General features: G+C 59.2%; 23 protein-coding genes and 1 tRNA gene. 14 read left to right on the top strand and 10 right to left on the bottom strand.

Translation table 11 applies throughout. From position 1 onward, the window contains the following. Positions 1 to 31 precede the first annotated feature (31 nt). The gene (locus tag M2433_RS10445) at positions 32 to 1243 is read left to right on the top strand and encodes an MFS transporter (protein WP_429054510.1); all 1212 of its coding nucleotides are present in this window, start codon (positions 32 to 34) and stop codon (positions 1241 to 1243) included. Here M2433_RS10445 and mtfA read toward each other — a convergent pair. After that, positions 1240 to 2031, bottom strand: a complete 792-nt coding sequence (gene mtfA / locus M2433_RS10440) for a DgsA anti-repressor MtfA (RefSeq protein WP_429054512.1) — start codon at positions 2029 to 2031, stop codon at positions 1240 to 1242. The genes M2433_RS10445 and mtfA overlap by 4 nt on opposite strands. An 87-nt stretch (positions 2032 to 2118) precedes the next feature. Here mtfA and M2433_RS10435 point away from each other — a divergent pair. Both M2433_RS10435 and M2433_RS10430 read left to right on the top strand, forming a co-directional pair. Next, positions 2119 to 2204, top strand: a tRNA-Ser gene (locus M2433_RS10435). Between the two features lie 295 nt (positions 2205 to 2499). Next, positions 2500 to 2880, top strand: coding sequence for a tail fiber domain-containing protein (locus tag M2433_RS10430; protein WP_429054514.1), 381 nt, complete (start codon positions 2500 to 2502; stop codon positions 2878 to 2880). 45 nt (positions 2881 to 2925) lie between these two features. On the opposite strand, the gene M2433_RS10425 is transcribed toward M2433_RS10430, so the two are convergent. Continuing rightward, a complete protein-coding gene (locus M2433_RS10425) occupies positions 2926 to 3468 on the bottom strand; it encodes a chorismate mutase (RefSeq protein ID WP_429054516.1) in 543 nt (180 codons plus the stop codon). A 278-nt stretch (positions 3469 to 3746) separates the two neighbouring features. Here M2433_RS10425 and traF point away from each other — a divergent pair, with 278 nt between their 5' ends. The 3 genes from traF to M2433_RS10410 all read left to right on the top strand — a co-directional run bounded on the left by traF (position 3747) and on the right by M2433_RS10410 (position 7523). Next, the gene (traF, locus tag M2433_RS10420) at positions 3747 to 4952 is read left to right on the top strand and encodes a conjugal transfer protein TraF (RefSeq protein WP_429054517.1); all 1206 of its coding nucleotides are present in this window, start codon (positions 3747 to 3749) and stop codon (positions 4950 to 4952) included. Positions 4953 to 5037: 85 nt separating this feature from the next. Next, positions 5038 to 5307: a polymyxin B resistance protein pmrD gene (locus tag M2433_RS10415; RefSeq protein WP_429054519.1), complete on the top strand. Its 270-nt coding sequence runs from the start codon at positions 5038 to 5040 to the stop codon at positions 5305 to 5307. An 80-nt stretch (positions 5308 to 5387) separates the two neighbouring features. Next, positions 5388 to 7523, top strand: a complete 2136-nt coding sequence (locus M2433_RS10410) for an autotransporter outer membrane beta-barrel domain-containing protein (RefSeq protein ID WP_429054521.1) — start codon at positions 5388 to 5390, stop codon at positions 7521 to 7523. A 42-nt stretch (positions 7524 to 7565) separates the two neighbouring features. On the opposite strand, the gene M2433_RS10405 is transcribed toward M2433_RS10410, so the two are convergent. The 8 genes from M2433_RS10405 to fliE are packed head-to-tail and all read right to left on the bottom strand — an operon-like array spanning position 7566 to position 14517. Continuing rightward, the gene (locus tag M2433_RS10405; RefSeq protein ID WP_429054523.1) at positions 7566 to 7973 is read right to left on the bottom strand and encodes a flagellar protein FlhE; all 408 of its coding nucleotides are present in this window, start codon (positions 7971 to 7973) and stop codon (positions 7566 to 7568) included. Beyond that, the gene (flhA, locus tag M2433_RS10400) at positions 7970 to 10063 is read right to left on the bottom strand and encodes a flagellar biosynthesis protein FlhA (RefSeq protein WP_429054525.1); all 2094 of its coding nucleotides are present in this window, start codon (positions 10061 to 10063) and stop codon (positions 7970 to 7972) included. Before flhA ends, M2433_RS10405 begins: the two co-directional genes overlap by 4 nt. Further along, positions 10063 to 11208, bottom strand: a complete 1146-nt coding sequence (gene flhB, locus M2433_RS10395) for a flagellar biosynthesis protein FlhB (RefSeq protein ID WP_429054526.1) — start codon at positions 11206 to 11208, stop codon at positions 10063 to 10065. Before flhB ends, flhA begins: the two co-directional genes overlap by 1 nt. 18 nt (positions 11209 to 11226) lie before the next feature. After that, positions 11227 to 11865, bottom strand: coding sequence for a protein phosphatase CheZ (gene cheZ / locus M2433_RS10390; protein WP_429054528.1), 639 nt, complete (start codon positions 11863 to 11865; stop codon positions 11227 to 11229). 5 nt (positions 11866 to 11870) lie between these two features. Continuing rightward, entirely contained in the window at positions 11871 to 12257 is a 387-nt protein-coding gene (gene cheY / locus M2433_RS10385; protein WP_059385156.1) for a chemotaxis response regulator CheY, read from the bottom strand. Further along, a complete protein-coding gene (locus tag M2433_RS10380) occupies positions 12247 to 13326 on the bottom strand; it encodes a protein-glutamate methylesterase/protein-glutamine glutaminase (RefSeq protein WP_429054530.1) in 1080 nt (359 codons plus the stop codon). Before M2433_RS10380 ends, cheY begins: the two co-directional genes overlap by 11 nt. Then, the gene (locus M2433_RS10375) at positions 13323 to 14177 is read right to left on the bottom strand and encodes a CheR family methyltransferase (protein ID WP_025758659.1); all 855 of its coding nucleotides are present in this window, start codon (positions 14175 to 14177) and stop codon (positions 13323 to 13325) included. Before M2433_RS10375 ends, M2433_RS10380 begins: the two co-directional genes overlap by 4 nt. Before the next feature lie 16 nt (positions 14178 to 14193). Then, complete coding sequence (fliE, locus tag M2433_RS10370; protein ID WP_025758657.1) at positions 14194 to 14517, bottom strand: flagellar hook-basal body complex protein FliE; 324 nt, start codon at positions 14515 to 14517, stop codon at positions 14194 to 14196. A gap of 264 nt (positions 14518 to 14781) precedes the next feature. Here fliE and fliF point away from each other — a divergent pair, with 264 nt between their 5' ends. The 8 genes from fliF (at position 14782) to fliM (ending at position 22635) form a co-directional block, all read left to right on the top strand. After that, the gene (fliF, locus tag M2433_RS10365) at positions 14782 to 16461 is read left to right on the top strand and encodes a flagellar basal-body MS-ring/collar protein FliF (protein WP_429054533.1); all 1680 of its coding nucleotides are present in this window, start codon (positions 14782 to 14784) and stop codon (positions 16459 to 16461) included. After that, on the top strand, positions 16461 to 17447 hold the full coding sequence (gene fliG / locus M2433_RS10360; RefSeq protein WP_059385151.1) for a flagellar motor switch protein FliG: 987 nt from the start codon (positions 16461 to 16463) through the stop codon (positions 17445 to 17447). The genes fliF and fliG overlap by 1 nt, the downstream gene beginning before the upstream one ends. After that, on the top strand, positions 17434 to 18138 hold the full coding sequence (locus M2433_RS10355) for a flagellar assembly protein FliH (RefSeq protein ID WP_429054535.1): 705 nt from the start codon (positions 17434 to 17436) through the stop codon (positions 18136 to 18138). The genes fliG and M2433_RS10355 overlap by 14 nt, the downstream gene beginning before the upstream one ends. After that, complete coding sequence (fliI, locus tag M2433_RS10350) at positions 18135 to 19499, top strand: flagellar protein export ATPase FliI (protein ID WP_429054537.1); 1365 nt, start codon at positions 18135 to 18137, stop codon at positions 19497 to 19499. Before M2433_RS10355 ends, fliI begins: the two co-directional genes overlap by 4 nt. Before the next feature lie 12 nt (positions 19500 to 19511). After that, positions 19512 to 19961 carry a flagellar export protein FliJ gene (gene fliJ, locus M2433_RS10345; protein ID WP_429054539.1) on the top strand — a complete coding sequence of 150 codons (450 nt, stop codon included), beginning with the start codon at positions 19512 to 19514 and terminating at the stop codon, positions 19959 to 19961. After that, a complete protein-coding gene (locus tag M2433_RS10340) occupies positions 19958 to 21001 on the top strand; it encodes a flagellar hook-length control protein FliK (protein ID WP_429054541.1) in 1044 nt (347 codons plus the stop codon). Before fliJ ends, M2433_RS10340 begins: the two co-directional genes overlap by 4 nt. 129 nt (positions 21002 to 21130) lie before the next feature. Beyond that, on the top strand, positions 21131 to 21637 hold the full coding sequence (locus M2433_RS10335) for a flagellar basal body-associated FliL family protein (RefSeq protein WP_153907621.1): 507 nt from the start codon (positions 21131 to 21133) through the stop codon (positions 21635 to 21637). Positions 21638 to 21642: 5 nt separating this feature from the next. After that, positions 21643 to 22635, top strand: coding sequence for a flagellar motor switch protein FliM (gene fliM / locus M2433_RS10330; RefSeq protein ID WP_059385146.1), 993 nt, complete (start codon positions 21643 to 21645; stop codon positions 22633 to 22635). Positions 22636 to 22639: the final 4 nt, after the last annotated feature.

The raw sequence follows: 22639 nt of genomic DNA, 5'->3' as shown, positions 1-22639 counted from the left end.
ACACATTTATTGACACTATGTTCACATTCTTATGCGCGCTGACTCTGAAACATTGACCGAAAACGTCACCTCAAAAGCCAACTGGCCCCTGGCGCTATGTGCCGGTTTATTAGGTATTGGGCAAAACGGCCTGCTGGTGATGCTCCCGCAGCTGGTCACCCTGACAGGGCTTTCGCTCTCGGTCTGGGCCGGGCTGCTGATGTTCGGATCCATGCTCTTTTTACCAGCCTCGCCCTGGTGGGGACGCCAGAGCGAGCGGCGGGGGTGTAAGGCCGTGATGCTGGCCTCGCTGGGCGGCTATCTGGCCAGTTTCGTCGTCATGGCGCTGGTGGTCTGGGCGATGTCGGCCGGAAGGCTGGATAGCGTCTGGGGACTGGCGGGACTTATCCTCTCACGTTTGATCTACGGGCTGACGGTCTCGGGGCTGGTGCCTGCGGCCCAGACGTGGGCTATTCAGCGTGGGGGGCTGGAGAAAAGAATGGCCGCGCTGGCGACGATAAGCTCCGGCCTCAGCTGTGGGCGTTTGCTCGGTCCGCCGCTGGCGGCGCTGATGCTGAGCGTCAATCCGGTAGCGCCGCTCTGGCTGATGGCGGTCGCGCCGTTTATCGCTCTGCTGCTGGTGCTGCGCGAAGTCGCTGACCCGCCGCTGCCGCCGGTGGCGCACCAGGCAACCCGCCTGCAGGCCTCCATGCTGCCGTTCCTGCTGCTGGCGCTGCTGCTGGCGGCGCTGGTCAGCCTGATGCAGCTTGGCCTGTCACCGCATCTTAGCCCCCTGCTGGACGGCAACGCCCGGGATATTAGCCATCACGTTGCGCTCCTGCTGAGTCTGGCCGCGCTGGCCACGCTCGCCGCGCAGTTTCTGGTCGTCCGCCCGCAGCATTTCAGCCCGGTGACGTTGCTTTGCATGGCGGCGGCGTTGATGGTCGTGGGCCTTGGGCTGATGGCTGTCGCTGGCTTAGCGCTGTTCTACGTGGGGATTGTTATCACGTCGCTCGGTGCGGCGATGGCCACGCCGGGCTACCAGCTGCTGCTGAACGATCGGCTGACCACCGGCAAAGGGGCAGGGGTTATCGCCACCAGCCATACGCTGGGCTATGGCGTCAGCGCGCTGCTGGTGCCGGTCGTGACGCGCTTTTACGGGGAGCACTCTTTAACGCTGGCCGCGTGGGGAATGGCGCTGCTGTTTTTAGCGTTGAGCATAGGGGTATGGTCTACCGAGCGTACCCCTGCTGAAAAACCTTAATGGATCGACGATGCGCCGCCAGACGCCTCATTCTGCCGCAGGCGCTGCAGGGGATCCTGCTGATAAAACTGGCAAAAACGCTGCCAGAGCGCCGGGAAGCGTGGGGCAAATAGCTCCGGCGCGCTGAAGAAATACTCCGAGAGCACCGCGAAGCACTCTGCAGGGTCGGTGGCCGCATAGGCGTCAATGCTGGCTGCGCTTTCACCCACCAGATCGATTTCGTCCTGGATGTTATCCATCGCCGCGTGCAGATCGTGCTCCCAGCCCGCCACCTCGCGAAGCGGGATCAGCGGTACGCCGCTGGCGCGATCGCCGTTGCGGGTATCCAGCTTATGCGCCACTTCATGAATAATCAGATTAAAACCGGACGCGTCGAACGAGTCCTGAATGTCTAACCAGTTCAGGATTATCGGCCCCTGCTGCCAGCTTTGTCCGGACTGCACCACGCGCTGATTATGCACCAGGCCGATATCATCCTCCCACTCGTCATCCACCACGAACGGCGCCGGGTAGATCAGCACTTCGTGGAAGCCGTCCAGCCACTCAATGCCGAGCTCAAGCACCGGCAGACAGAATAGCAGGGCGATACGCGCGTTTTTCAGGGGATCGAGCTCGAAACCCTGCAGCGGGACAAGGCGTTTTTGCTGCAAAAAACGATCCGCCATATGAACCAGTTTCGATTGTTCATCCGGCTTAAGATTAGCCAGAACAGGGATCGCCAGCGCGTCATCCCACGGCAGCGCCATATCCCGGCCAGCCTCATTCGTTTTCCAGGGCCACTTAATCATCGCTTTGCAAACTCGTCATTTGAACTAAATGGAAAGGTCAGGTCTGTTAACATGCCAAACAACCCTGCATGATGGCAATAACAAAACGGAAAGATGTCGGAGCGGCTGAACGGATCGGTCTCGAAAACCAGAGTAGAGGCAACCCTGCCGGGGGGCAAATCCCCCTCTCTCCGTCAGTATTCAAGCATTTATACCGTTTCCTTTCAGTGACAAAAATCTCATTGATAAAATTCTCCTCAAATCCCGGCAGGAACAGGCTCGGCTCGAGAAGCGTAATTAGCAGACAAAACCGAACGGATGATTAGCGTGAATTGCTGTCAATAATTAACGCTTATTACCGGTTAGAGCCTATGGTGTGAAAAAGAAATAATTGCTACCGTTTAATTGTCAGCGCGGAAATAACTTGCTGATACTCTTATTTTTAAAAATAACCATTATATATAGCGTTCACATATTTATGGAGTGATTATGTTGTTAAATAAAGCCGCGTTTGCTGTTATTCCCCTGATGTTATCCTCTCTGGCCTTGGCTGATGCGGGATCCCAATGCTGTCCTTTCAGTGATGAAAGTCTGAAAGAAGATATTCGCCCGCTTGAAGGCTCTCTGGATAAAATTCTCAAGCTGGAAGGTGTCTCTTATACCTGGAAAGAGAATAAAAGCCAGGATATCGGCTTAATCGCGCAGAATGTGGAAAAGGTCTACCCGGAACTGGTCAAAATGGAAGGGGGGAAAAAGCAGGTCGACTATCAAAAGCTGGTGGCCCCGCTGATTGAAGCCGTGCGTGAGCAGCAGAATGAAATTAAGGCGTTAAAGGCTGATGTCGCAGAATGTGCATTGAAAAATAAGTAATGAATCCCTGAGCCCGTCGTCAACATGACGGGCTCAGGCAAACCGCTAGTGACGTTTAATCTTCCCGAGCGCGCCAATCAGCTGCGCCTTCTCCAGCTCGGTTATTTCCTTATCATCCAGCAGCTGAGCCAGCATGCGGTCCTGCTCTTCACCAAACCCGCCACCGGTCAGGATTTGACGGCTAATCAGATTCAGAATCGTATTATCCAGTTCGAGAATTTGCGCTCTCACCTGTGCAAGCGGGCGGGGCTGCCACTCTTTTTCAGGCTGTAAACGCCAGCGATCGAGATAGCGATACTGGATATTTTTACTGACAGCCATCTGCGTCTGGACAAACGCATCAACGCTCTGTGGATCCAGCATGGCGTCTCGGGCAGCGCTCTGTGCCTTCAGGAGAACATTTTTTTCTCGCGGGAGATCCTCAACGGGGAGGTGGTTCGCCGCCTTATAGCCGGCCACGTCCTTCATTACGTCGAATCGTGTGTTTAATGCCTCTGCCAGCTCAGGAAGAGTGGCAGCGTTCACGGACGTGGCCAGTGAAGAGCCACACATTAATATTGATGAAACCACGACGGCGAAATAGCGCACGGTTTTCCTCCCGCAAATAATTGTTGGAGAACTATTATGGCAGCCTGTTTTTTACAGGCAATCCTTTATAACGTTAATAAGCGATGACAATTGTAAGCATTTCGGGTAATAGAGGGGTAAATAATTTATTCTATTCACTAAAGTCGTTAATAGTGGAAAGGTCTTAAAGGTTATTGCCAGATAAACAGATTGAACTTCCTGATAGCATAATAAAGAGCAATTTATACCACACGCAATGTGCGCTATCACGCGCCACTCAATATGACTCTGGAAATAAAATGAAAACGAATATTATTATGCGCAGCCTGTTAATTGCAGGGTTTAGCGCGACAGTCCCTTTTGCCTCTGCTTCATATAACGGTTTTGATGCCCGCAGCACCGCCATGGGTGGCACCGGCGTGGCGTCGGCACACTTTGGCGTGGCGCCATTAGTGAATCCGGCACTGCTGGCGACGGCGCGTTCGCAGGAAAAATTCAGCCTGATTGCACCCTCCCTCGGCGCGCACGTCAGCGATCCGGCAAACCTGATTGATGGTTTTGACGACGTCAAATCGGCCTGGGACAGGCTGGAAAGCGCTATTGGTACCGGCAATGAGGCACAGGCCGCAGGCAAACTGGGCGATATTGTTTCAGGTCTCTCCGGGGAAAATGCTTATGCGAATGTCGGGCTGGCGATGGTGCTTGCCGTGCCGGATGATTCATTCCCTATCGCGCTATCCGTCAACAGCTGGGCGAAGGGCAATGCCCGCGCGCTGGTCAGTCAGAGCGACCTGGAGTATCTCGAAGGGGTTGCCAATGGATCTATTATTCCGGTGGATGAGAATCTGGATAACCTGACCTCTCGCGCTGAAGGGATGGCCGCGCTGGTCACCGAATACGGCGTGTCGATTGCCCATCCGTTTAACGTGGGGGATATCCCCGCAGGCGTTGGCATCACGCCGAAGATCCAGCGTATTGAAACATGGAACTACAACGTTGCCATCAACAACTATGACAGCTCCGATCTGCGTGATGGCAACTGGCAGCACCAGACCATGAGCGCCAACATCGACGCCGGTCTCTTTGCCTCGCCGACGCCGGGCTGGATGGTGGCACTTTCCGCGCAAAACCTGTTTGAAAACCGCGTAAAAACCCGAGAGGTGAACGGCTATCAGCCTGCTTTTGTGATCCGTCCACAGCTTACCGCCGGTACCGCCTGGCAAACCGGTCCTGTCACGCTGGGGGCCGATATTGACCTGACGCCGGTCAGCAATTTCCAGTATATCGACAAAAACCAGTACGCGGCCTTTGGCGCGGAATGGCGCACCGCCGATTGGGTGCAGTTGCGGGCGGGTTATCGTCTTGATATGCGCGGCAACGACCGCCGCGTGGTGACGGGCGGTGTCGGGCTTTCCGCCGGTGAGGCCATGCAGTTTGACTTAACCGCCACTGCCGGACGCGACCGCACGATTGGCGGTGTCGCGCAATTTACCTTCTACTTCTGACAGATGCAGGCCGGGTAAGCGCAGCGCCACCCGGCAATAAAGACGGCTGCGTTATTGATGTAGGGTCTGTGATACAGGAGACGCTATGGAGTGGCGGATTACAGGTGTTGTTGAGTTAGCGTCCACCCATCGCTACGCGCTTATTCTGTGTGCCGACCGGTTAAAGCTGTTGGCGGACATATCCTCCTTAGCACCGCTTGCTGTAGGCGATATTCTTTATCCCGTGCAGGATGCAAAATACCTGATTAATAAAGACGAGCAAAAAGTCGTTGCAATCATCAGCGCCGCTGCATTTACCCCTCTACGCTGGAAATTATTACAGGCGCATTCGGATTTGGACGTCGCAGTGTATTAAATTTCAGGTGATTGCCTTTTCACCGATGAATAAACAGAGAGGAACACCTCTCTGTTTATTCCTAATCAGAAAGGCAATTCATGAAACCGTTATTTTATTTTTCGCCGCTTCGCAGGGCGATTCTCTTCACACTACTTGGCGCCGCCGGTGCTTCCTCTGCCGCCACCCTCATCGAAAAAGACACCCTGATTGATGGTCGCTCCCCCAGTAATGAAGACTATCAGGTTCAACATGGCGCGACGCTAACCGCAAAGGATGCGGTTGCCGGTAAAGTGACCATCTCTGACGGCCATCTGATCATGGACGGTGGTCAGATTAATGATTACCTGATGCTGGACGCTGGTAGTACGGCAACCATTGATAATGCCAGCGTTAAGTTCGCCGCATTGATGGGGGACTCCCGGCTGCGTAATACGACGATTGAAACCCAGCTGGTTGTGTATGATGCTCAGTTAGCTGCGGCACAAGTCCGCATGCAGCAACTCGCGGCGCATAATGCCGAGGTCATCGTCGAGAATGGCGTGATTGCCAATAACAACGAAATGTACACCGGAGCCGTTGATTTTGACGATACCAACGGCACGTTTGTCGGTAGCACCATAAAGGGATATCAGTCCGGCATATCCCTCAACGGCAAGAACAAGGTTGGTCTGGATCATTCCAGCGTCTGGGCGGTAAACGGCCCTGCGTTTATGGCCCGCACCGGGACGCAGGATATTCTCCTGACAAATGGCAGCACCGCTGGCTCCGATACCGGTGAACTTCTGACCGCCAGAAAGGGCAGTGAGGTATCTCTGTCGCTCAACGCCAGCCAGGCGGCAGGCGCTATCCAGGCGGAAGAGGGGGCCGTTGTGGACGTCGCGCTCAGCAACGGCAGCCATCTCTCCGGCGCGATGACGAGCGTCAATTCCCTGTCGCTGGATAACACTTCCCTCTATGAAATGACGGCGGATTCCGATATCAAATCCCTGTCCATGGCGGGCGGGACGGTGAAATTTGCCGCAGGCGAGGAGTACCGCACCCTGACGCTCGGCACGCTCTCCGGCAGCGGCCATTTTGTGATGAATGCCGATCTCCTCACGGGCGAAGCCGATCTTCTGGATATTACCGACAGCGCCTCCGGGAAACATACCCTGCGCGTGGCGGCCAGCGGTCGTGAGGCCGGTCGCGACGCGCTGACCCTGGTGCGCACCGGCGGCGGTGATGCTGAGTTTGCTCTGAATGGGGGGCGCCTCGACGTGGGAGCCTGGCAACATACGCTGGTGCGTAATGGCAACCAGTGGGAGCTGGTGCAGGCGGCAGGTTCAACCTCCGCGTCTACCGATGCGATGCTGTCAATGGCGTCCGCGCCGCAGTTTATCCACGAGTATGAAATGAACGTCCTGCGCTCGCGTCTTGACGACACCCGCATCAGGCCGCAGTCCGGCATGTGGGGTACTGTGCTGCACAGCCGCAGCGATGTCGACGGGGCCTGGGATTCCGCCTACCGCCTGGAACAGAACGGCATGATGCTGGGGGGCGATAAGGTGACTTCTCTGAATGCAGGAGATCTCACTACCGGGGCCTGGCTGAGCCAGTCAACCGGTCAGGTTAAGCATGCCCGCGGCGGCCAGAGCCGTGTCACCAGCTACGGTGGCGGTCTGTATGCCACGCTGAACTCGGCTAACGGCTGGTACACCAGCGGCTCCGCGCAGATTAGCCATTTTGCCAACAAGCTGAGCGCCCGCATGAGCGATGGCGCAACGGCGCGTGCCGACTGGAACAGCTGGGGATACGGACTGGGGCTGGAAGCGGGCCGTCACATCGCCCTGAGCGATGCCACGCGTCTGACGCCGTTTGCCGGGCTCGACGGCTGGATGACTCCGTCTGAGCACGTCAAACTGAACAACGGGATGACGACGGAAACCGGCGACGGACGTTCACTGCAGGCACAAGCGGGCTTGCGCCTGAGCACGCGTCTGGAGGCCGGTGAGGTGCAGGTAGCGCCTTATGCGACGGCGGCTCTGCGTCAGGGGCTGGTCAAAAACGGCAGTACGCGCATAAACGAAACCTATCGCTTCACCAACGACTTCACCGGAACGGGTGGCACGTTCACGGGCGGTATCAGCTTGAAAGTGACCCCGTCAACCGAAGTCTGGCTGGATGCGAGCTACGCGAAGAGTGAGCATGTTGAGTCGCCGGTGGTGGGGAGTGTCGGCCTGCGCGTCGATTTCTAGGTAGTACCGCAAGCATGACCGGTTCGCCGGTCATGCTTGGGCTTAACCCCGGTTGCGGTAACTCACCGTAACCTGATTACTCAGCACCGTTAACGGGGCGTCAAGACGCCCGCCCGCGACAGAATAATACTCGAAACGAAAAGGCCCGCCAGCGGGCATACCGACAGGCAGAGGCTGCTCGCCGGAAAAACCGGACAGCGGCATGCAGCGTGCCGCGCTGCACAGGCGAATGCGAAACCCTGACGGGGTCAATCCATGGGTCGTGATTTTCCAGTGTACGCGGGAGGCCACGGCCCCCGCGGGCAGGGGAGAGGGGCTTTGCACCGGTTTGCTCTTCAGCACCTGCTGGCCCCGCGTCAACGTGCCGCCAAAGCTGCTGCTGCTCCAGGAGCCGTCCGCCGCCATGACCAGCGGTGAGATCAGCAGCAGTCCAGGCACCCATCGCGTCATCCTTTACCCCCAATCAGATAGGTCATCCGCACGTTGCGCTGGGTATTAATCTCCTGGCTCGAAAGCACCGCCAGCTGCGGGAAGATGCGACGCAGGTAGCGCGACAGCATCAGGCGCAGGGCCGGGTTCACCAGCAGCACCGGTGGCGCGCCTAAGCCTTCCTGGTGCTGCAGCGCCTGTTCGGTCTGCTTCATCAGGTTTTCGGCAATGCCTGGCTCAATCGCGCTGCCGCTCTGGGTCGCCTGAACCAGCAGCTGCTCCAGGGAGAGATCCAGACCAATCAGCTGAATATCGTCCTCCCCCGGGAACCACTGCTGGGTGATCGCCCGGGAAAGACGCGCCCGCACGCGGGTGGTCAGCTCATCGGCATCGCTCTGGGCGGTGGCAAACTCCGCCAGCGTATCGATGATGGTGCGCATATCGCGGATCGGTACGCGCTCGGCCAGCAGGTTCTGCAGCACCTTGTGCAGCGTGGTCAGGCTGATGACCGCCGGAATGAGATCCTCCACCAGCTTCGGTGAGTGTTTGGTGATCTGGTCGAGCAGCTGCTGCGCCTCCTGTCGACCAAACAGCTCCTCGGTATGGGTGGAGATGAGATGGTTGAGGTGCGTTGCCACCACCGAACTCGGGTCAACCACCGTGTAGCCCAGCGTCTGCGCCAGTTCGCGATGCACTTCGTCAATCCACAGTGCCGGCAGGCCAAAGGTCGGCTCGGTGCACGGGGTACCGGGGACTTCGCCCTCCGCGCAGCCGGGGTTGATCGCCATCCAGCGATCCGGCTGCACGTCGCCTGAACCAATGGTGACCCCTTTAAGCAGGATGCGGTAGTGCGTCGGCGCCAGATCCAGGTTGTCACGAATATGCACGGCGGGGGGGAGGAAGCCCATCTGCTGGGCGAACTTCTTGCGAATGCCGCGCACGCGGGTCAGCAGCTGGCCCTGCTGCTCATGATCCACCATCGGGATCAGGCGATAGCCCACTTCCAGACCCAGGGTATCTTCCATTTGTACGTCAGACCAGGTGGCTTCGTGCACCTGCGCGACCTCGGCTTCCGCCGCGTCGGCGTCAGCCTGCGCGCCACCGGCGTTTTTCGCGTCGCCTTCACGGCCGCGCAGCCACCAGGCGACGCCCAGCAGTGTGGCGGTAAACAGCAGGAAGACGAAGTTCGGCATCCCGGGGATCAGCCCCAGCAGACCAATCACGCCCGCCGCCAGCACAATCACGCGCGGAGAGGTAAACAGCTGGCCCACCATCTGCTCGCCCACATCCTGATCGTTGGCCACGCGGGTCACGACCACACCGGCCGCGGTGGAGATCACCAGGCCCGGGATCTGCGCCACCAGACCATCACCGATGGTCAGCAGGGTGTAGGTTTCACCGGCCACGCCCGCAGACATGTCGTGCTGCATCACGCCGATGACCAGGCCACCGATAATGTTGATCGCCATAATCAGCAGCCCGGCGATGGCATCGCCGCGCACAAACTTGCTGGCACCGTCCATCGAGCCGTAGAAGTCCGCCTCCTGCGTCACCTCTTTACGGCGGCGTTTGGCTTCCTCTTCGCCGATCAGGCCAGCGTTCAGATCCGCGTCAATCGCCATCTGCTTGCCCGGCATCCCGTCGAGGGAGAAGCGTGCGCCCACTTCCGCAATACGTCCGGCACCTTTAGTGATGACCATAAAGTTAATAATGATCAGGATGATGAACACGATGATACCGATGGCGAAGTTGCCGCCCACCAGGAAGTGGCCGAATGCTTCCACCACCTGACCCGCCGCTTCCGAACCAGTATGGCCATTCATCAGGATCACGCGCGTGGACGCGACGTTAAGCGCCAGCCGCAGCAGGGTGGAGAACAGCAGTACCGTCGGGAACGCCGAAAACTCCAGCGTGTTCTGGGTAAACATGGCGACCAGCAGGATCATGATCGACAGCACGATGTTGAAGGTAAACAGCAGATCCAGCACAAGGGTTGGCAGCGGCAGGATCATCATCGCCAGGATGGTCATGATCAGTACCGGCCCGGCCAGCACCTGCCACTGGGTTTCCTTCATGTTGGGTAATCGTAATTTGGTGGCGATATTGGCCATCACTCTCTACTCTCTTGTGCAAAATCCATCCCCGCCGGAACGGGAAGATCTTTAGGTGTCAGCGGACGCAGGCCATAGCCCTTGCGCCAGCGCTTCAGGCCATAAACCCAGGCCAGCACTTCCGCCACCGCGCTATAGAGCTCGGCGGGAACCGGTGAGCCGGGGTTACAATGGCGATACAGGGCGCGCGCCAGCGGCGGTGCCTCAAGCATGGGAACCCGGTTCTCTTCGGCCAGCTCGCGGATGCGCAGGGCAATCAGCCCGCTACCGCTGGCCACCACCATCGGTGCGCCCATAGCGCCTTCCTGGTACTTCAGGGCCACCGAATAGTGGGTCGGGTTATTCACCACCACGTCGGCGGTGGGGACATCGGTCATCATTCGCTGCTGCGCCATATGACGCTGCAGCTGGCGAACCTTGCTTTTAATCAGCGGGTCGCCTTCCTGATTTTTGAATTCGTCTTTGATTTCCTTCAGGCTCATGCGCAGCTTTTTGAAGTTGCTCCAGAGCTGGTACACCACGTCGAACGCCACCATCGGGATCAGCGATAAGATAATGATCAGCATGCAGCCCATCAGCAGGGCGCTGATATCACCCAGCGCCAGGCGCAGTGGTTCATACATCAGGCTGATAAATTTCCCTTTGTTGAACCACAGGAACAGCCCACCACCGATGCCCGCCAGCGTCACCTTGAGAATGCTCTTGACCATTTCCGACACCATCTGCGCGGAAAACAGACGCTTGATGCCGCCGATCGGGTTGAGCTTTTTGACGTTGAACTTGAGGGCTTTGGCGCTCATATTCAGGCCGCCAATCAGCGACGGCGTGGCAACGGCGGTAAGAAACAGCCCGCCGACGAACGGCAGCAGGGCCAGAAACGCCATCCCCAGCAGCGATGCCGCGTGATGGAGCATCTGCTGCGGGTCGCTGACTAACAGCCGGTCAAACGTTAAGCCGTTATGCAGCAGTTGCTGCAGCTGTTTCGCCAGCCAGCCGCCCGCCACCAGCAGTAACCCCCAGCCTGCCAGCAGCATCAGGAGGCTCGTCAGCTCGCGCGACCGGGGAACCTGTCCCTCCTCGCGCGCCTTTTGCTTTCGGTGGGGTGTGGGGTCTTCGGTTTTTTCGCTGTCGTTTTGTTCTGACATGACATTCGCCCGGCGGGATTAGAAGCCGAGTGACTCCAGCAGATCGTCCACCTGCTCCTGAGACGCCACTATGCCCTCTGCGCGGGTATCGATCTGCGGACCGTTCTTCAGGTGCGCGTCACCGGCAGCGGCGCTGGCGTCGCGTTCGCTCATGTTTTCCACCAGCACGCTGATAAGCTCCTTCTCCACGGTCTCGATCACGTGCATCAGGCTTTGCAGCACCTGGCCGGTGAGATCCTGGAAGTCCTGCGCCATCATGATTTCCGTCAGCTGGCGGTTGGTCTGCTGGGTCTTTTCCGGCACGTCGTGCAGGAAGGCGCGGGTGGCTTTGACCAGCTCGCGGGCATCGTCCAGCGGCTGCGGATTGTCAAACCACGCATCCCAGCGGGCGCTCAGCGCGGTGGCGCTATCGCTCAGCCCTTCCTGCAGCGGGCGCGCCACCTCTACGCTGGTCAGCGCCCGGTCGGCGGCCTGGGAGGTCTTACCCACCACATAGTTCAGGCGGTCGCGGGTGTTCGGAAACGCGTCCGCGACTTCCATAATTGCCTGTTCCAGACCGAGGTTGGCCATGCTGTCGCGCAGCAGACGGGTCAACTGTCCGATGCGAACGAAAATCTCAGTGGCGTTATCCGCCTGCATGTTTAACGGGGAGTTCATAAGGGTTACCCGAGTTTTTCAAAGATTTTGCCGAGCTTCTCTTCCAGCGTGGCAGCAGTGAACGGTTTAACGATGTAACCATTGGCGCCCGCCTGAGCCGCGGCGATGATGTTCTCTTTCTTCGCTTCTGCGGTCACCATCAGGACCGGCAGTTTTGCCATCGCCGCATCGCTGCGGATGGTTTTCAGCAGCTCCAGTCCGTCGACATTCGGCATGTTCCAGTCGCTGACCACGAAATCGAAGTCGCTGGCGCGCAGCTTGTTGAGTGCGTCCTGGCCGTCTTCGGCCTCGTCAATGTGCTTGTAGCCCAGATCCTGCAGCAGGTTTCGTACGATGCGTCGCATGGTGGCGAAGTCATCCACCACCAGAAAACGCAAATTTTTATCCGACATGGGGGGTATCTCCTGAACGTCGTGAGTCGGTATGGGATGATTTATGTTTATGGAAACTGTCCAGTAAGCACTGGCTGATATCGTCGAGGTCGACGACCTTTTTCGCCGCGCCCAGCGCAATCGCCTCCCGCGGCATGCCGAACACCACGCAGGTGGCTTCGCTCTGCGCGAGGGTAAAGGCGCCGGTCTGGCGCAGGTGCAGCAGGCCGCGCGCGCCGTCCGCACCCATGCCGGTCAGCAGGGCGGCGCTGGCGTGTTTGCTGGCCTGACGCGCCACGGAGTCAAACAGCACATCCACTGACGGACGATGACGGTTTACCGGCGGGGCATCGCTGAGCCTGACCCGGTAGCCGTTCTCCTGGCAGATAACCTCCATATGGCGATCGCCCGGGGCAATCAGGGCGGTACCAGGCCGCACCGGCTCGCCATCCTGCGCTTCGCGCACGGCAATCTGGCACAGCGAGTCAAGCCGCTGGGCGAAAGAGTGGGTAAAACCGGCAGGCATGTGCTGGGCGATCACAATCCCCGGCGTGCTGACCGGCAGCGGCATCAGCACCCGGCGCAGCGCCTCCGTGCCGCCCGTGGAGGCACCAATGGCGATGAGGCTCTGCTGACGCACGGGAATACCGGCGAGCACCGGCCTGGCCTCGGGGGCGTGCTGGGCCAGCTTCGCGCGGGCCGCGACGCGGATCTTCTCCACCACCAGCTGGCCCCAGCTGTCGATATTCTCTGCACCGCGGTGCTCCGGCTTGGGCAGAAAATCCACCGCGCCGCGCTCAAGCGCGGTCAGGGTGGCTGCCGACCCACGGGTGGTCAGGGAGGAGACCATAATCACCGGCATCGGGCGCAGGCGCATCAGGCGGGAGAGAAACTCCAGCCCGTCCATCCGCGGCATGTCGATATCCAGCGTCAGCACGTCCGGGTTGAGCTGTTTGATCAGCTCGCGAGCGATAAACGCGTCCGGTGCCGTACCGACCATTTCCATATCCGGCTGCTGATTGACCACCGCGCTGAGCATGTTTCGCATCAGCGCAGAATCATCGACCGCCAGCACACGAATCGCCTTCACCGTGTGGCCTCCGTCAGTTCATACACCGACTGCCCCCGCAGACGCAGCGGAATATGTGCGTGGTTAAAGTGTTCCGAATGGCCGACAAACAGCAGGCCACCCGGCTTAAGCAGACGCGCAAAGCGCTGCAGCAGGCGCTGCTGCGTTGGCGCATCGAAATAGATCATCACGTTGCGGCAGAAAATGGCGTCGAACGGCCCGGGAACGGACCACTTTTCATCGAGTAAATTCAGCTGCTGATAGTGGATGGCCGACAGCAATTCCCGTCTGGCCTTCACCCATTCGCTGTTATCGCCTGCGCCCCGCAGAAAGTAGTGGCGCTTCTGCGCCAGCGTCAGGGCGTCCAGATCGCTCAGCCGGTACACGCCCGCCTCCGCTTTTGCCAGCACCTCGGTGTCGATATCCGACGCCCAGATGCGCGGCCCGGCCACCGACGCGCCAAGCTGCTCGTTCAGCGTCATGGCGATAGAGCAGGGCTCTTCCCCCGTTGAGGCAGCGGTACACCAGACGCGATAGCCATTCGCGCGCTGCCGGGCATGTTCCGCGAGGATCGGAAAGTGATAGGCCTCGCGGAAAAAGGAGGTCAGGTTGGTGGTCAGCGCGTTGATAAAGTTCTGCCATTCCGGGTGCTCTGCGTGCGACTCCAGAAGGGCGATATACTCGCTGAACGTGGCCAGTCCCAGCGTGCGCACGCGACGAGAGAGACGATTGAAAATCATCTCTCGCTTTTGCGCGTTGACGACAATGCCGGCGCGCTTATAGATTAATTTCCCGACACGCTGTAATTCGCTGTCAGTCAGAGAAAGCGTATTCAGGGATAAGCGTGCAGGCGTGCTGTTAATTTCACTCATAGAATGGGATCAGACCTTACACCGGGGTATTCATTATTTCCTGATACGCGCTGATCATCTTATTTCGCGCCTGCATACCGAAGCTGAATGAAATAGAGGATTTCTGCATCGCCAGCATCACGTCATTCAGGGCAATATCGCTACTGCCTGACATCCACTGCTCGGTTTTGCTCTTTGCCTCAACCTGCGTTTTATTTATTTCGTTAATGCTGTTAAATAAAACGTCAGAAAAAGAGGGCGCGTCGCCGCGCGAGGTCTGTAGCCGGTTAGACGGGCCGCTGACCTGCTGCGCCTGGGTCTGAATTTGATCGAGTACGCCACGCATTAATGTCGCTGACATTTTTCAGTTCCTGATAAATGGGATAAAAACCACTGCTTATTGCACATCTTTTAAACGTCGACAGCTTAACACGCGTTTAAAAACCTCAGAAAATCCAATAAGCCGACAGAACTTTGAGCTTATTTATCCTTAAAAAAAATGCCTTTCAGACGATAATGCCCGCCTGAAAAATTCTTATATTTTTGAAATCGTCGACATCACTCTCGCGAATTTCGTGAGCTGACGCGCATCGCTGATGCGTGCTATTTCATACAGGAATACGGCATGAGTGCCACACTAAATGAGTTAACCAACAATCCGGCAGAGCGAATTAAATCGATACTGTCCTCACTTCGCGGCAGCCCGAAGCTTTTGCTGGTGATTTGCGGCGCTGCGGCGCTTTCCGTCATCATCGCGTTAATGTTCTGGGCAAAAGAGCCGGACTACCGGGTGTTGTTCAGCAATATCAGTGATGAAGAGGGGGGCGCGATTGTCGCCCAGCTGTCACAGCTCAATGTGCCTTACCGGATCGATACGCCGGGAGGCGTCATCATGGTGCCGGCATCCCAGGTGCATGAGGTGCGCATGAAGCTCGCCCAGCAGGGGCTGCCGAAGGGCGGCTCGGTGGGCTTTGAGCTGCTCGATCAGGAGAAGTTTGGCGTCAGCCAGTTCACCGAGCAGGTGAACTACCAGCGCGCACTCGAAGGCGAGCTGGCGCGCACCATCGAAAATCTCGGCCCGATCCAGAGCGCGCGCGTGCATCTGGCCACGCCGAAACCGTCGATGTTTGTCCGCGAACAGAAAAAACCGACCGCCTCGGTCACCGTTAACCTGCTGCAGGGCCGGACCCTCGACGACAGCCAGGTGGTGGCGATCACCCATCTTATCTCCAGCGCGGTAACCGGGCTGGCCGCAGAGAGCGTGACCATCGTCGATCAGCGCGGCAATCTGCTGACCCAGAGCGGGCTGCGCGGCTTGCAGACGGCGCACCTGAAATACACCAATGAAATTGAGAGCGACTACCAGCAGCGCATTCAGCGCATTCTCGCCCCGCTGGTGGGGGATGAAAACATCCGCGCCCAGGTGACCGCGCAGATGGATTTCACCGAGCAGGAGCAGACCCTGGAGCAGTACCAGCCGAACAGCGACCCGGAAAAAATGGCGATCCGCAGCCGTCAGGCCAGCCTCTCGGAGCAGGGCAACCGCCGTGGCGCGAGCGGCGTACCCGGTGCGTTGAGCAACACCCCGCCGGCACCGGCTACCGCGCCGCTGACCCAGCCGCTTAACACGCCGGCGGACGACAAAAAAGAGAAAACCACCGGCAACAGCACAAGCCGTGAGACGGCACAGCCGTACAACAACCGCAGCGATGAGACCACCAACTTTGAGGTGGATCGCACCCTGACCCACACCAAATCGAATGCCGGACGTATTCAGCGTCTGTCGGTCGCGGTGGTGATTAACCACCTGCCGCAGGGGGAAGCGGGCAAGCCGGGGCCGATCGGCGAGGCCGAGCTGGCGCGCATTAACGCTCTGGTGAAAGAGGCCATCGGCTACAACGCCGCGCGCGGCGACAGCGTCAACATTCTGAACTCCGCCTTTAACGGCGTAGTGGAAACGCCGGTACCGCCGTTCTGGAAGCAGGATCGCTTCTACGCGCTGCTGATGGCTATCGCCCGCTATCTGGTCATTGCCATTATCGCCTGGATCATGTGGCGCAAGCTGGTGCAGCCGGCCTGGATCCGCCACCAGGAGACCACGATTCGTCGCCTGGAGATGGAAAAAGAGGCCCGGGAAGAAGAGCTTGCCGCGAAAAAACGTGCAGCGGAGAAAAACAACCGCGACCGCGCGCAGCAGCGGGTGGATACGGAACTCAATGGTCAACAGCTGCGTGAACTGGCAGAGCAGGAACCGCGCGTTATCGCCCTGGTGATCCGCCAGTGGATGAGTAAGGAGCCGAAATAATGAATGCCTCAGAAAAAAGCGCCATCGTCATGCTGACGCTGGGAGATGTCCTGGCGGCGGAGGTGTTCAAGCACCTTAACGCCCACGAGGTTAAGCAGATCAGTGCCTCGATGGTCAACATGGCGGGCTTTACTCACGACCAGATGGCCATGGTGCTGGAGGAGTTTAAGAAAGACTCCAGCGAATATGCGGCGCTCAGCCTCAACACCAACGATTATCTGCGCAGCGTGCTGGTCAAGGCGCTGGGCGAAGAGAGAGCCTCCTCGTTGCTGGAAGATCTGCTGGATACCCATCAGGGCACCAACGGTATCGAAACGCTTAACTTTATGGATCCGCAGGCGGTGTTCGACCTTATCCGCGAAGAGCACCCGCAGATCATCGCCACCATCCTGGTACACCTCAAGCGTAACCAGGCGGCGGACGTGCTGGGCAAATTCGACGAACGCGAACGTAACGACATTATGCTGCGTATCGCCACCTTTGGCGGCGTACAGCCTGCCGCGCTGCAGGAGCTGACGGAAGTGCTGAACAACCTGCTGCACGGTCAGAACCTCAAGCGCAGCAAGATGGGCGGCGTCCGTCCGGCGGCCGAGATCCTCAACCTGATGAAATCCCATCAGGAGGAGGCGGCCATCGAGGCGGTGCGCGACTTCGACGGTGAACTGGCGCAGAAGATCATCGACGAGATGTTCCTGTTCGAAAACCTGGTGGATGTGGAAGACAGAAGCATTCAGCGACTGCTGCAGGAGATCGAGAGTGAGACGCTGATCATCGCCCTGAAAGGGGCCGACGAGCCGCTGCGCATGAAGTTCTTCCGCAATATGTCACGCCGTCAGGCCGAGCTGATGACCGACGATCTGGCCTCCCGCGGCCCGGTGCGTCTGTCGCAGGTGGAAGCCGAACAGAAGACCATTCTCAACGTGGTGCGTCGCCTGGCCGAGTCTGGCGAGATCCTGATTGGAGGCAGCGACGATGCCTACGTTTGATGAACACAACGCCACCGGGTGGCGGGCCTGGCAGCCTGAAAACCTGCTCGGCGAGCCGCTGGACACCCCGCTGCCGACGATGGACAACGCTCAGTCTGAGGCGCAGCTGAAAGCCGAACTGGCGCGCCTGCGCAAGCAGGCGGAGCAGCAGGGATTTGCTCAGGGACAGCAGCAGGGCCAGGAAGAGGGGCGCAAGCAGGGCTACGAGGCCGGGCTGAAAGAGGGCCGCGACGCCGGGTTTGCCCAGGGCGTAGAGCAGGCGCGCGTGGAGCAGCAGGCGCTGCTGCGCGAGGCCGAAGTCTGGGTCAGCAACTTTAAGCTGGCGCTGGAAAACCTCGAAGGGCTGGTTCCCGCGCGTCTGGTGCAGCTGTCGCTCACCGCGGTCCAGCAGCTCTACGGCACCGCCCGCGTGACGGACAACCAGGCGCTGAACGCGCAGATCCGCAGCCTGATGCAGCAGGATGCCCTGCTGCACGGCACCCTCCAGCTGTATGTCAGCCCGGACGCGTTTGCGCCAGTGCAGGCGGCGCTGGGCGAAACGCTCACCGCGATGGGCTGGGAGCTGCACCGCGACGCCAGCCTGGCCGCCGGGGGCTGCCGGGTTGTCTCCCCGGACGTTGAGGTGGACGCCAGCATGGAAACCCGCTGGCAGGCGCTTTGCCAGCTGGCGCGCGAGGAGCTCTCGCAATGAGCCAGCAGCTAAAAAAGTGGCTCTCCGCCCTCGACCGGGTGGAGGAGAAGCTCATGCAGGTGCCCGATTTTCGCCAGTACGGCAAGCTGACGCGCGCCACCGGGCTGGTGATGGAGGCCGTGGGGCTGAAGCTGCCCATCGGTGCGCTGTGCATCGTTGAGCGCCAGACGGAGCAGGGAATACTCCCCGTCGAGAGCGAGGTGGTGGGCTTTAACGGCCAGACGCTGTTCCTGATGCCGCTGGAGCATGTCGACGGCATCCTGCCGGGGGCGCGCATTTACGCTCTGCAAAGCGACAGCCACGCCGGTAAACAGCTTCCCGTTGGCCCGCATCTGCTGGGCCGCGTGCTGGATGCCCAGGGCCGTCCGCTGGATGGCCGTCCCGCGCCGGGGAAACCGGCGGCCGGGCTCTTTACCCCGACGCTTAACCCGCTGCACCGCGACCCGATCAAAACCGTGCTCGACGTCGGCGTACGCGCCATCAACGGTCTGCTGACGGTGGGCCGCGGACAGCGTATGGGTCTGTTCGCCGGTTCCGGCGTTGGCAAAAGCGTGCTGCTCGGCATGATGGCCCGCTTTACCACCGCGGACGTCATCGTGGTGGGGCTGATTGGCGAGCGTGGCCGCGAGGTAAAAGATTTTATTGAGAATATCCTCGGCGAGGAGGGGCTGGCCCGTGCGGTGGTTGTTGCCGCCCCGGCCGACGTCTCGCCGATTTTACGTATGCAGGGTGCCGTCTACGCCACCCGCATCGCGGAGGATTTCCGCGAGCGCGGCCTCAACGTGCTGCTGATCATGGACTCCCTGACCCGCTACGCCATGGCGCAACGTGAGGTGGCGCTGGCGATTGGCGAACCGCCGGCAACCAAAGGCTATCCGCCGTCGGTCTTTGCCCGCCTGCCTGCCCTGGTTGAGCGCACCGGTAACGGCGTGAAAGGGGGCGGTTCGATCACCGCGTTTTATACGGTGCTGACCGAAGGGGACGACCAGCAGGATCCGATTGCCGACTCTGCGCGCGCGATCCTCGACGGCCATATCGTGCTGTCGCGTCGTCTGGCCGAGGCGGGGCACTATCCGGCTATCGATATCGAAGCCTCAATCAGCCGCGCCATGACCGAGCTGATCCCCCATGCCCAGTACCGCCGGGTGCAGCGTTTCAAACAGCTGCTCTCCGCGTACCAGCGCAACCGCGATCTGGTCAGCGTGGGGGCGTACGTCAAAGGGAGTGACGCGATGCTGGACCACGCCATCGACAAATACCCGTCGCTGGAGGCGTTCCTCCACCAGGCGATCCATGAGCGCAGCGGTTACGACGACGCCGTTTGCGCCCTGTCCGGGCTATTCCCGGACATAAAAGACTAATCCGGAGGGGCGATGAAGGTAAAAAATCCCATGACGCTGCTGCGCGATATGGCCGAAGAGACGCTGACGGAGACCACCCGCGCGCTGGGCGGCGCGCAGCAGCAGCTTCAGCAGGCGCTCACCCAGCACGAACAGCTGCAGCTCTATGAGCAGGAGTACCAGCAGTCCCTGCGCCAGGGAATGATGGGCGGCGGCATGTCGGTGGCGGATCTGGTGAACCATCAGTCGTTTATTTTATCGCTGAAGCAGGTTGTGAAGCAGCAGGAAGGCCACGTTAACGCCTGTGAACAGGCGGTCGACAAGGTGAAGCAGAACTGGGTGCAGAACAAGCAGCGCCTGAACGCCTTTGAAACCCTGATTGCCCGCCGGGAGACGGCCCAGGCGCTGGTTCAAAGCCGACATGAACAGAAGCTGATGGATGAATTTGCCCAGCGTGCCGGACAAAAGAGAGAAAGGCTATGAACATTGATATTGCCACCCTGCTGTTGGGCAGCGGGGCACCGGGCAAACCGAAGGCCGGGCTGCTCGCTGACGAGAACTTCAGCCTGGCGCTGGATGACAAGCTGGCCGAGCTGGCGCAGCTTTTCCCGGGCTTTGATCCGCAGATGCTGGCCGCGCTGCCGGAGGACGCATTACCCGCCGGGTTACTGCCGGGCAAGCTGGCTGAAGACGCACCTGTCATCGATGACGAGGGAAGGCCGCTGATGGCGATGCCCGCGCTGGCAGAGGCGTTGCAGGGCATCGCGCTGACCGACGGTGAAGGGGACGAGAGCCCCCAGTGGCAGTTGCAGCAGCTGGTGACCCGCAGCGTCACCGGGGAGGTGCCGGTGAAAGGCGTACCGGGCGAAAAAAACGCGGCGCCGGAGGGCAAAACCGCAGCACCGTTGATGATGAGCGGGGATAAAACCCCACTGGCCGCTGCCGCGCCGCTGACGGCGCAGCCCGCAACGGTCAGCAGCGAAGCGCCGGTCGCAACCGAGGTCTCCGCGACGCCATCGGTGAACGCCGTGGCACTGCCTGCCGCCGTACGCACCAGCGTCGCCCATGCCCCGCAGCAGGTGGTCACCGTTAACCATCCGCCGGAAACGCCGGAGTGGAAACAGTCGGTCAGCCAGCACATTGCGGTCTTTAGCCGCAACGGGCTGCACAGCGCGGAGATCCGTCTGCACCCGGAAGAGCTGGGGTCGCTGCAGATTTCCCTGCGCGTGCAGCAGGATCAGGCGCAGATCCATATCGTCAGCGAGCATGCGCATATTCGCCACGTCATGGAGCAGGCGATGCCGCAGCTGCGCGCCGCGATGGCGGAATCCGGCATTCAGCTGGGTCAGTCCAGCGTCAGCGCGGAAGGGCAGTCGTTTGCCGCTGGTGAGCAGGGCGAACACGCCGCAGGTGACGAGCATGCCGCGCAGGAGGGCGAGGCGCACGTGCCGGAGGAGGAGAGCGTACCTACGTTATTAACCACCACCCCCGGAAATATTTACGGAATTAATACCTTTGCCTGAAGTGGCGAATTAGCTTCAGGAATGAAATTTTATCGCCTGATTATCAGGATGATTAAATGGACTACAATGTCCGCCATATTGACACGAGGGTAGCACGCTGCCCTCTCTTATTTATCAGGTGTACGTTCAATGAGTAATAAAAATAAAAAGGTCGCCAGTGGCGGAGGGTCTCGCTCGCTTCTGATGATGTTCATGTTTTTGACTGCCGTTGCGGCGTGCGGAGTTTCCGGCTACCTGTTCTGGGAGATGAAGTTCGCCAAACCGGCACAAGAGGTCGCGGAAGGGGAAATCAAAACACCGCCCGCGCCCGTACAGGTCGAGCCGCTGTATGCGTCAATGAATACCTTTACCGTCAGCCTGAAGCCGACGGCGAACGAATCGGACAGGGTATTGTACCTGGGCTTGTCGATTCGCGTGGCGGAACAGAAATCGCTGGCGGTGCTGGAAAAATATTTACCGGAATATCGCAGCCGCTTATTTATGTTGCTCACTCACCAGACCTATGAAGATTTATCGACGGATGAAGGAAAGCGTCGCCTGATTACCAATATTCAGAGTGAGCTCGATAAACCGCTGGCATTTAACCAGTCCATTCGCGTCACTGACGTGCTTATTAACGAATTTATTCTGCGGTAATTATTATGGCTGACAGCTTTTTATCTCAGGATGAGATCGACCGTTTGCTCAATGCCGATGTGGAGAGCAACAGCGATCGTCAGAACAATGGGGCAGACCCGGGGATCAAACCCTACGATCCGCATACCCAGCGCCGGGTGATCCGCGAACGTCTGCATTCGCTGGAGATCATTAACGAACGTTTCGCTCGTCAGTTCCGCATGGGGCTGTTTAACCTGCTGCGCCGTAGCCCGGATATTACGGCGGGGAACATTAAGATCCAGCCGTATCACGAGTTTGCCCGCAACCTGCCGGTGCCGACAAACCTGAACCTGCTGCACCTTAACCCGCTGCGCGGCACCTCGCTGATGGCGTTCTCGCCGGGGCTGGTGTTTATGGCCGTGGATAACCTGTTCGGCGGCGACGGGCGTTTCCCGACCAAAGCCGACGGCCGCGAGTTCACGCCCACCGAGCAGCGCGTGATCCACCGCATGCTGTCGATGGCGCGCGAGGCATACGAGTTCGCCTGGAGTTCGATCTACAAAATCAAAACGGAGTACATCCGCTCCGAAATCCAGGTGAAGTTCACCAACATCACCTCGTCGCCGAACGACGTGGTGGTGACCACGCCGTTTTCGGTGGAGATCGGTTCGCACCGCGGGGAGTTCAACATCTGTATTCCCTTCAGCACCATCGAGCCGCTGCGCGAGCTGCTGAGTAACCCGCCAATGGACAACTCCCGTCATGAGGACTCCCACTGGCGCGGCCTGCTGGCAAGCCAGATGCGGGAAACCGAGCTGGAGCTCACGGCGCGTTTCGCCGATATCGGCACCCGTCTGTCCCGCGTGATGCAGATGAAAAAAGGCGACATCATCGCGCTGGATAAGCAGGAGTTTATCGAGGCCAGCGTCGGTGGCGTACCGGTCTTCACGGCCCGCTACGGTGCCGTTAATAATCAATATGCCCTGAAGGTCGAGCAGATGATTCAGCCTTCATTACTTTCATTAAACAAGGAGTAATTTC

Origin of the sequence: Enterobacter sp. AC1 (genome assembly GCF_050434705.1) — a bacterium.
Lineage (GTDB): Bacteria > Pseudomonadota > Gammaproteobacteria > Enterobacterales > Enterobacteriaceae > Enterobacter > Enterobacter cloacae_L.
Note: the sequence above shows the minus strand (reverse complement) of the source record. Positions and strands in the feature narration are given on the sequence as shown.

Coding starts and splice junctions, on each gene's coding strand:
- fliF (WP_429054533.1), top strand. CDS start 14,782: ATGAGTGCCACACTAAATGAGTTAACCAACAATCCGGCAGAGCGAATT.
- cheZ (WP_429054528.1), bottom strand. CDS start 11,865: ATGAACTCCCCGTTAAACATGCAGGCGGATAACGCCACTGAGATTTTC.
- M2433_RS10340 (WP_429054541.1), top strand. CDS start 19,958: ATGAACATTGATATTGCCACCCTGCTGTTGGGCAGCGGGGCACCGGGC.
- fliE (WP_025758657.1), bottom strand. CDS start 14,517: ATGTCAGCGACATTAATGCGTGGCGTACTCGATCAAATTCAGACCCAG.
- mtfA (WP_429054512.1), bottom strand. CDS start 2,031: ATGATTAAGTGGCCCTGGAAAACGAATGAGGCTGGCCGGGATATGGCG.
- M2433_RS10445 (WP_429054510.1), top strand. CDS start 32: ATGCGCGCTGACTCTGAAACATTGACCGAAAACGTCACCTCAAAAGCC.
- fliG (WP_059385151.1), top strand. CDS start 16,461: ATGAATGCCTCAGAAAAAAGCGCCATCGTCATGCTGACGCTGGGAGAT.
- flhA (WP_429054525.1), bottom strand. CDS start 10,063: ATGGCCAATATCGCCACCAAATTACGATTACCCAACATGAAGGAAACC.
- M2433_RS10405 (WP_429054523.1), bottom strand. CDS start 7,973: ATGACGCGATGGGTGCCTGGACTGCTGCTGATCTCACCGCTGGTCATG.
- M2433_RS10415 (WP_429054519.1), top strand. CDS start 5,038: ATGGAGTGGCGGATTACAGGTGTTGTTGAGTTAGCGTCCACCCATCGC.
- M2433_RS10410 (WP_429054521.1), top strand. CDS start 5,388: ATGAAACCGTTATTTTATTTTTCGCCGCTTCGCAGGGCGATTCTCTTC.
- M2433_RS10335 (WP_153907621.1), top strand. CDS start 21,131: ATGAGTAATAAAAATAAAAAGGTCGCCAGTGGCGGAGGGTCTCGCTCG.
- M2433_RS10430 (WP_429054514.1), top strand. CDS start 2,500: ATGTTGTTAAATAAAGCCGCGTTTGCTGTTATTCCCCTGATGTTATCC.
- fliI (WP_429054537.1), top strand. CDS start 18,135: ATGAGCCAGCAGCTAAAAAAGTGGCTCTCCGCCCTCGACCGGGTGGAG.
- traF (WP_429054517.1), top strand. CDS start 3,747: ATGAAAACGAATATTATTATGCGCAGCCTGTTAATTGCAGGGTTTAGC.
- M2433_RS10355 (WP_429054535.1), top strand. CDS start 17,434: ATGCCTACGTTTGATGAACACAACGCCACCGGGTGGCGGGCCTGGCAG.
- fliJ (WP_429054539.1), top strand. CDS start 19,512: ATGAAGGTAAAAAATCCCATGACGCTGCTGCGCGATATGGCCGAAGAG.
- cheY (WP_059385156.1), bottom strand. CDS start 12,257: ATGTCGGATAAAAATTTGCGTTTTCTGGTGGTGGATGACTTCGCCACC.
- flhB (WP_429054526.1), bottom strand. CDS start 11,208: ATGTCAGAACAAAACGACAGCGAAAAAACCGAAGACCCCACACCCCAC.
- M2433_RS10375 (WP_025758659.1), bottom strand. CDS start 14,177: ATGAGTGAAATTAACAGCACGCCTGCACGCTTATCCCTGAATACGCTT.
- fliM (WP_059385146.1), top strand. CDS start 21,643: ATGGCTGACAGCTTTTTATCTCAGGATGAGATCGACCGTTTGCTCAAT.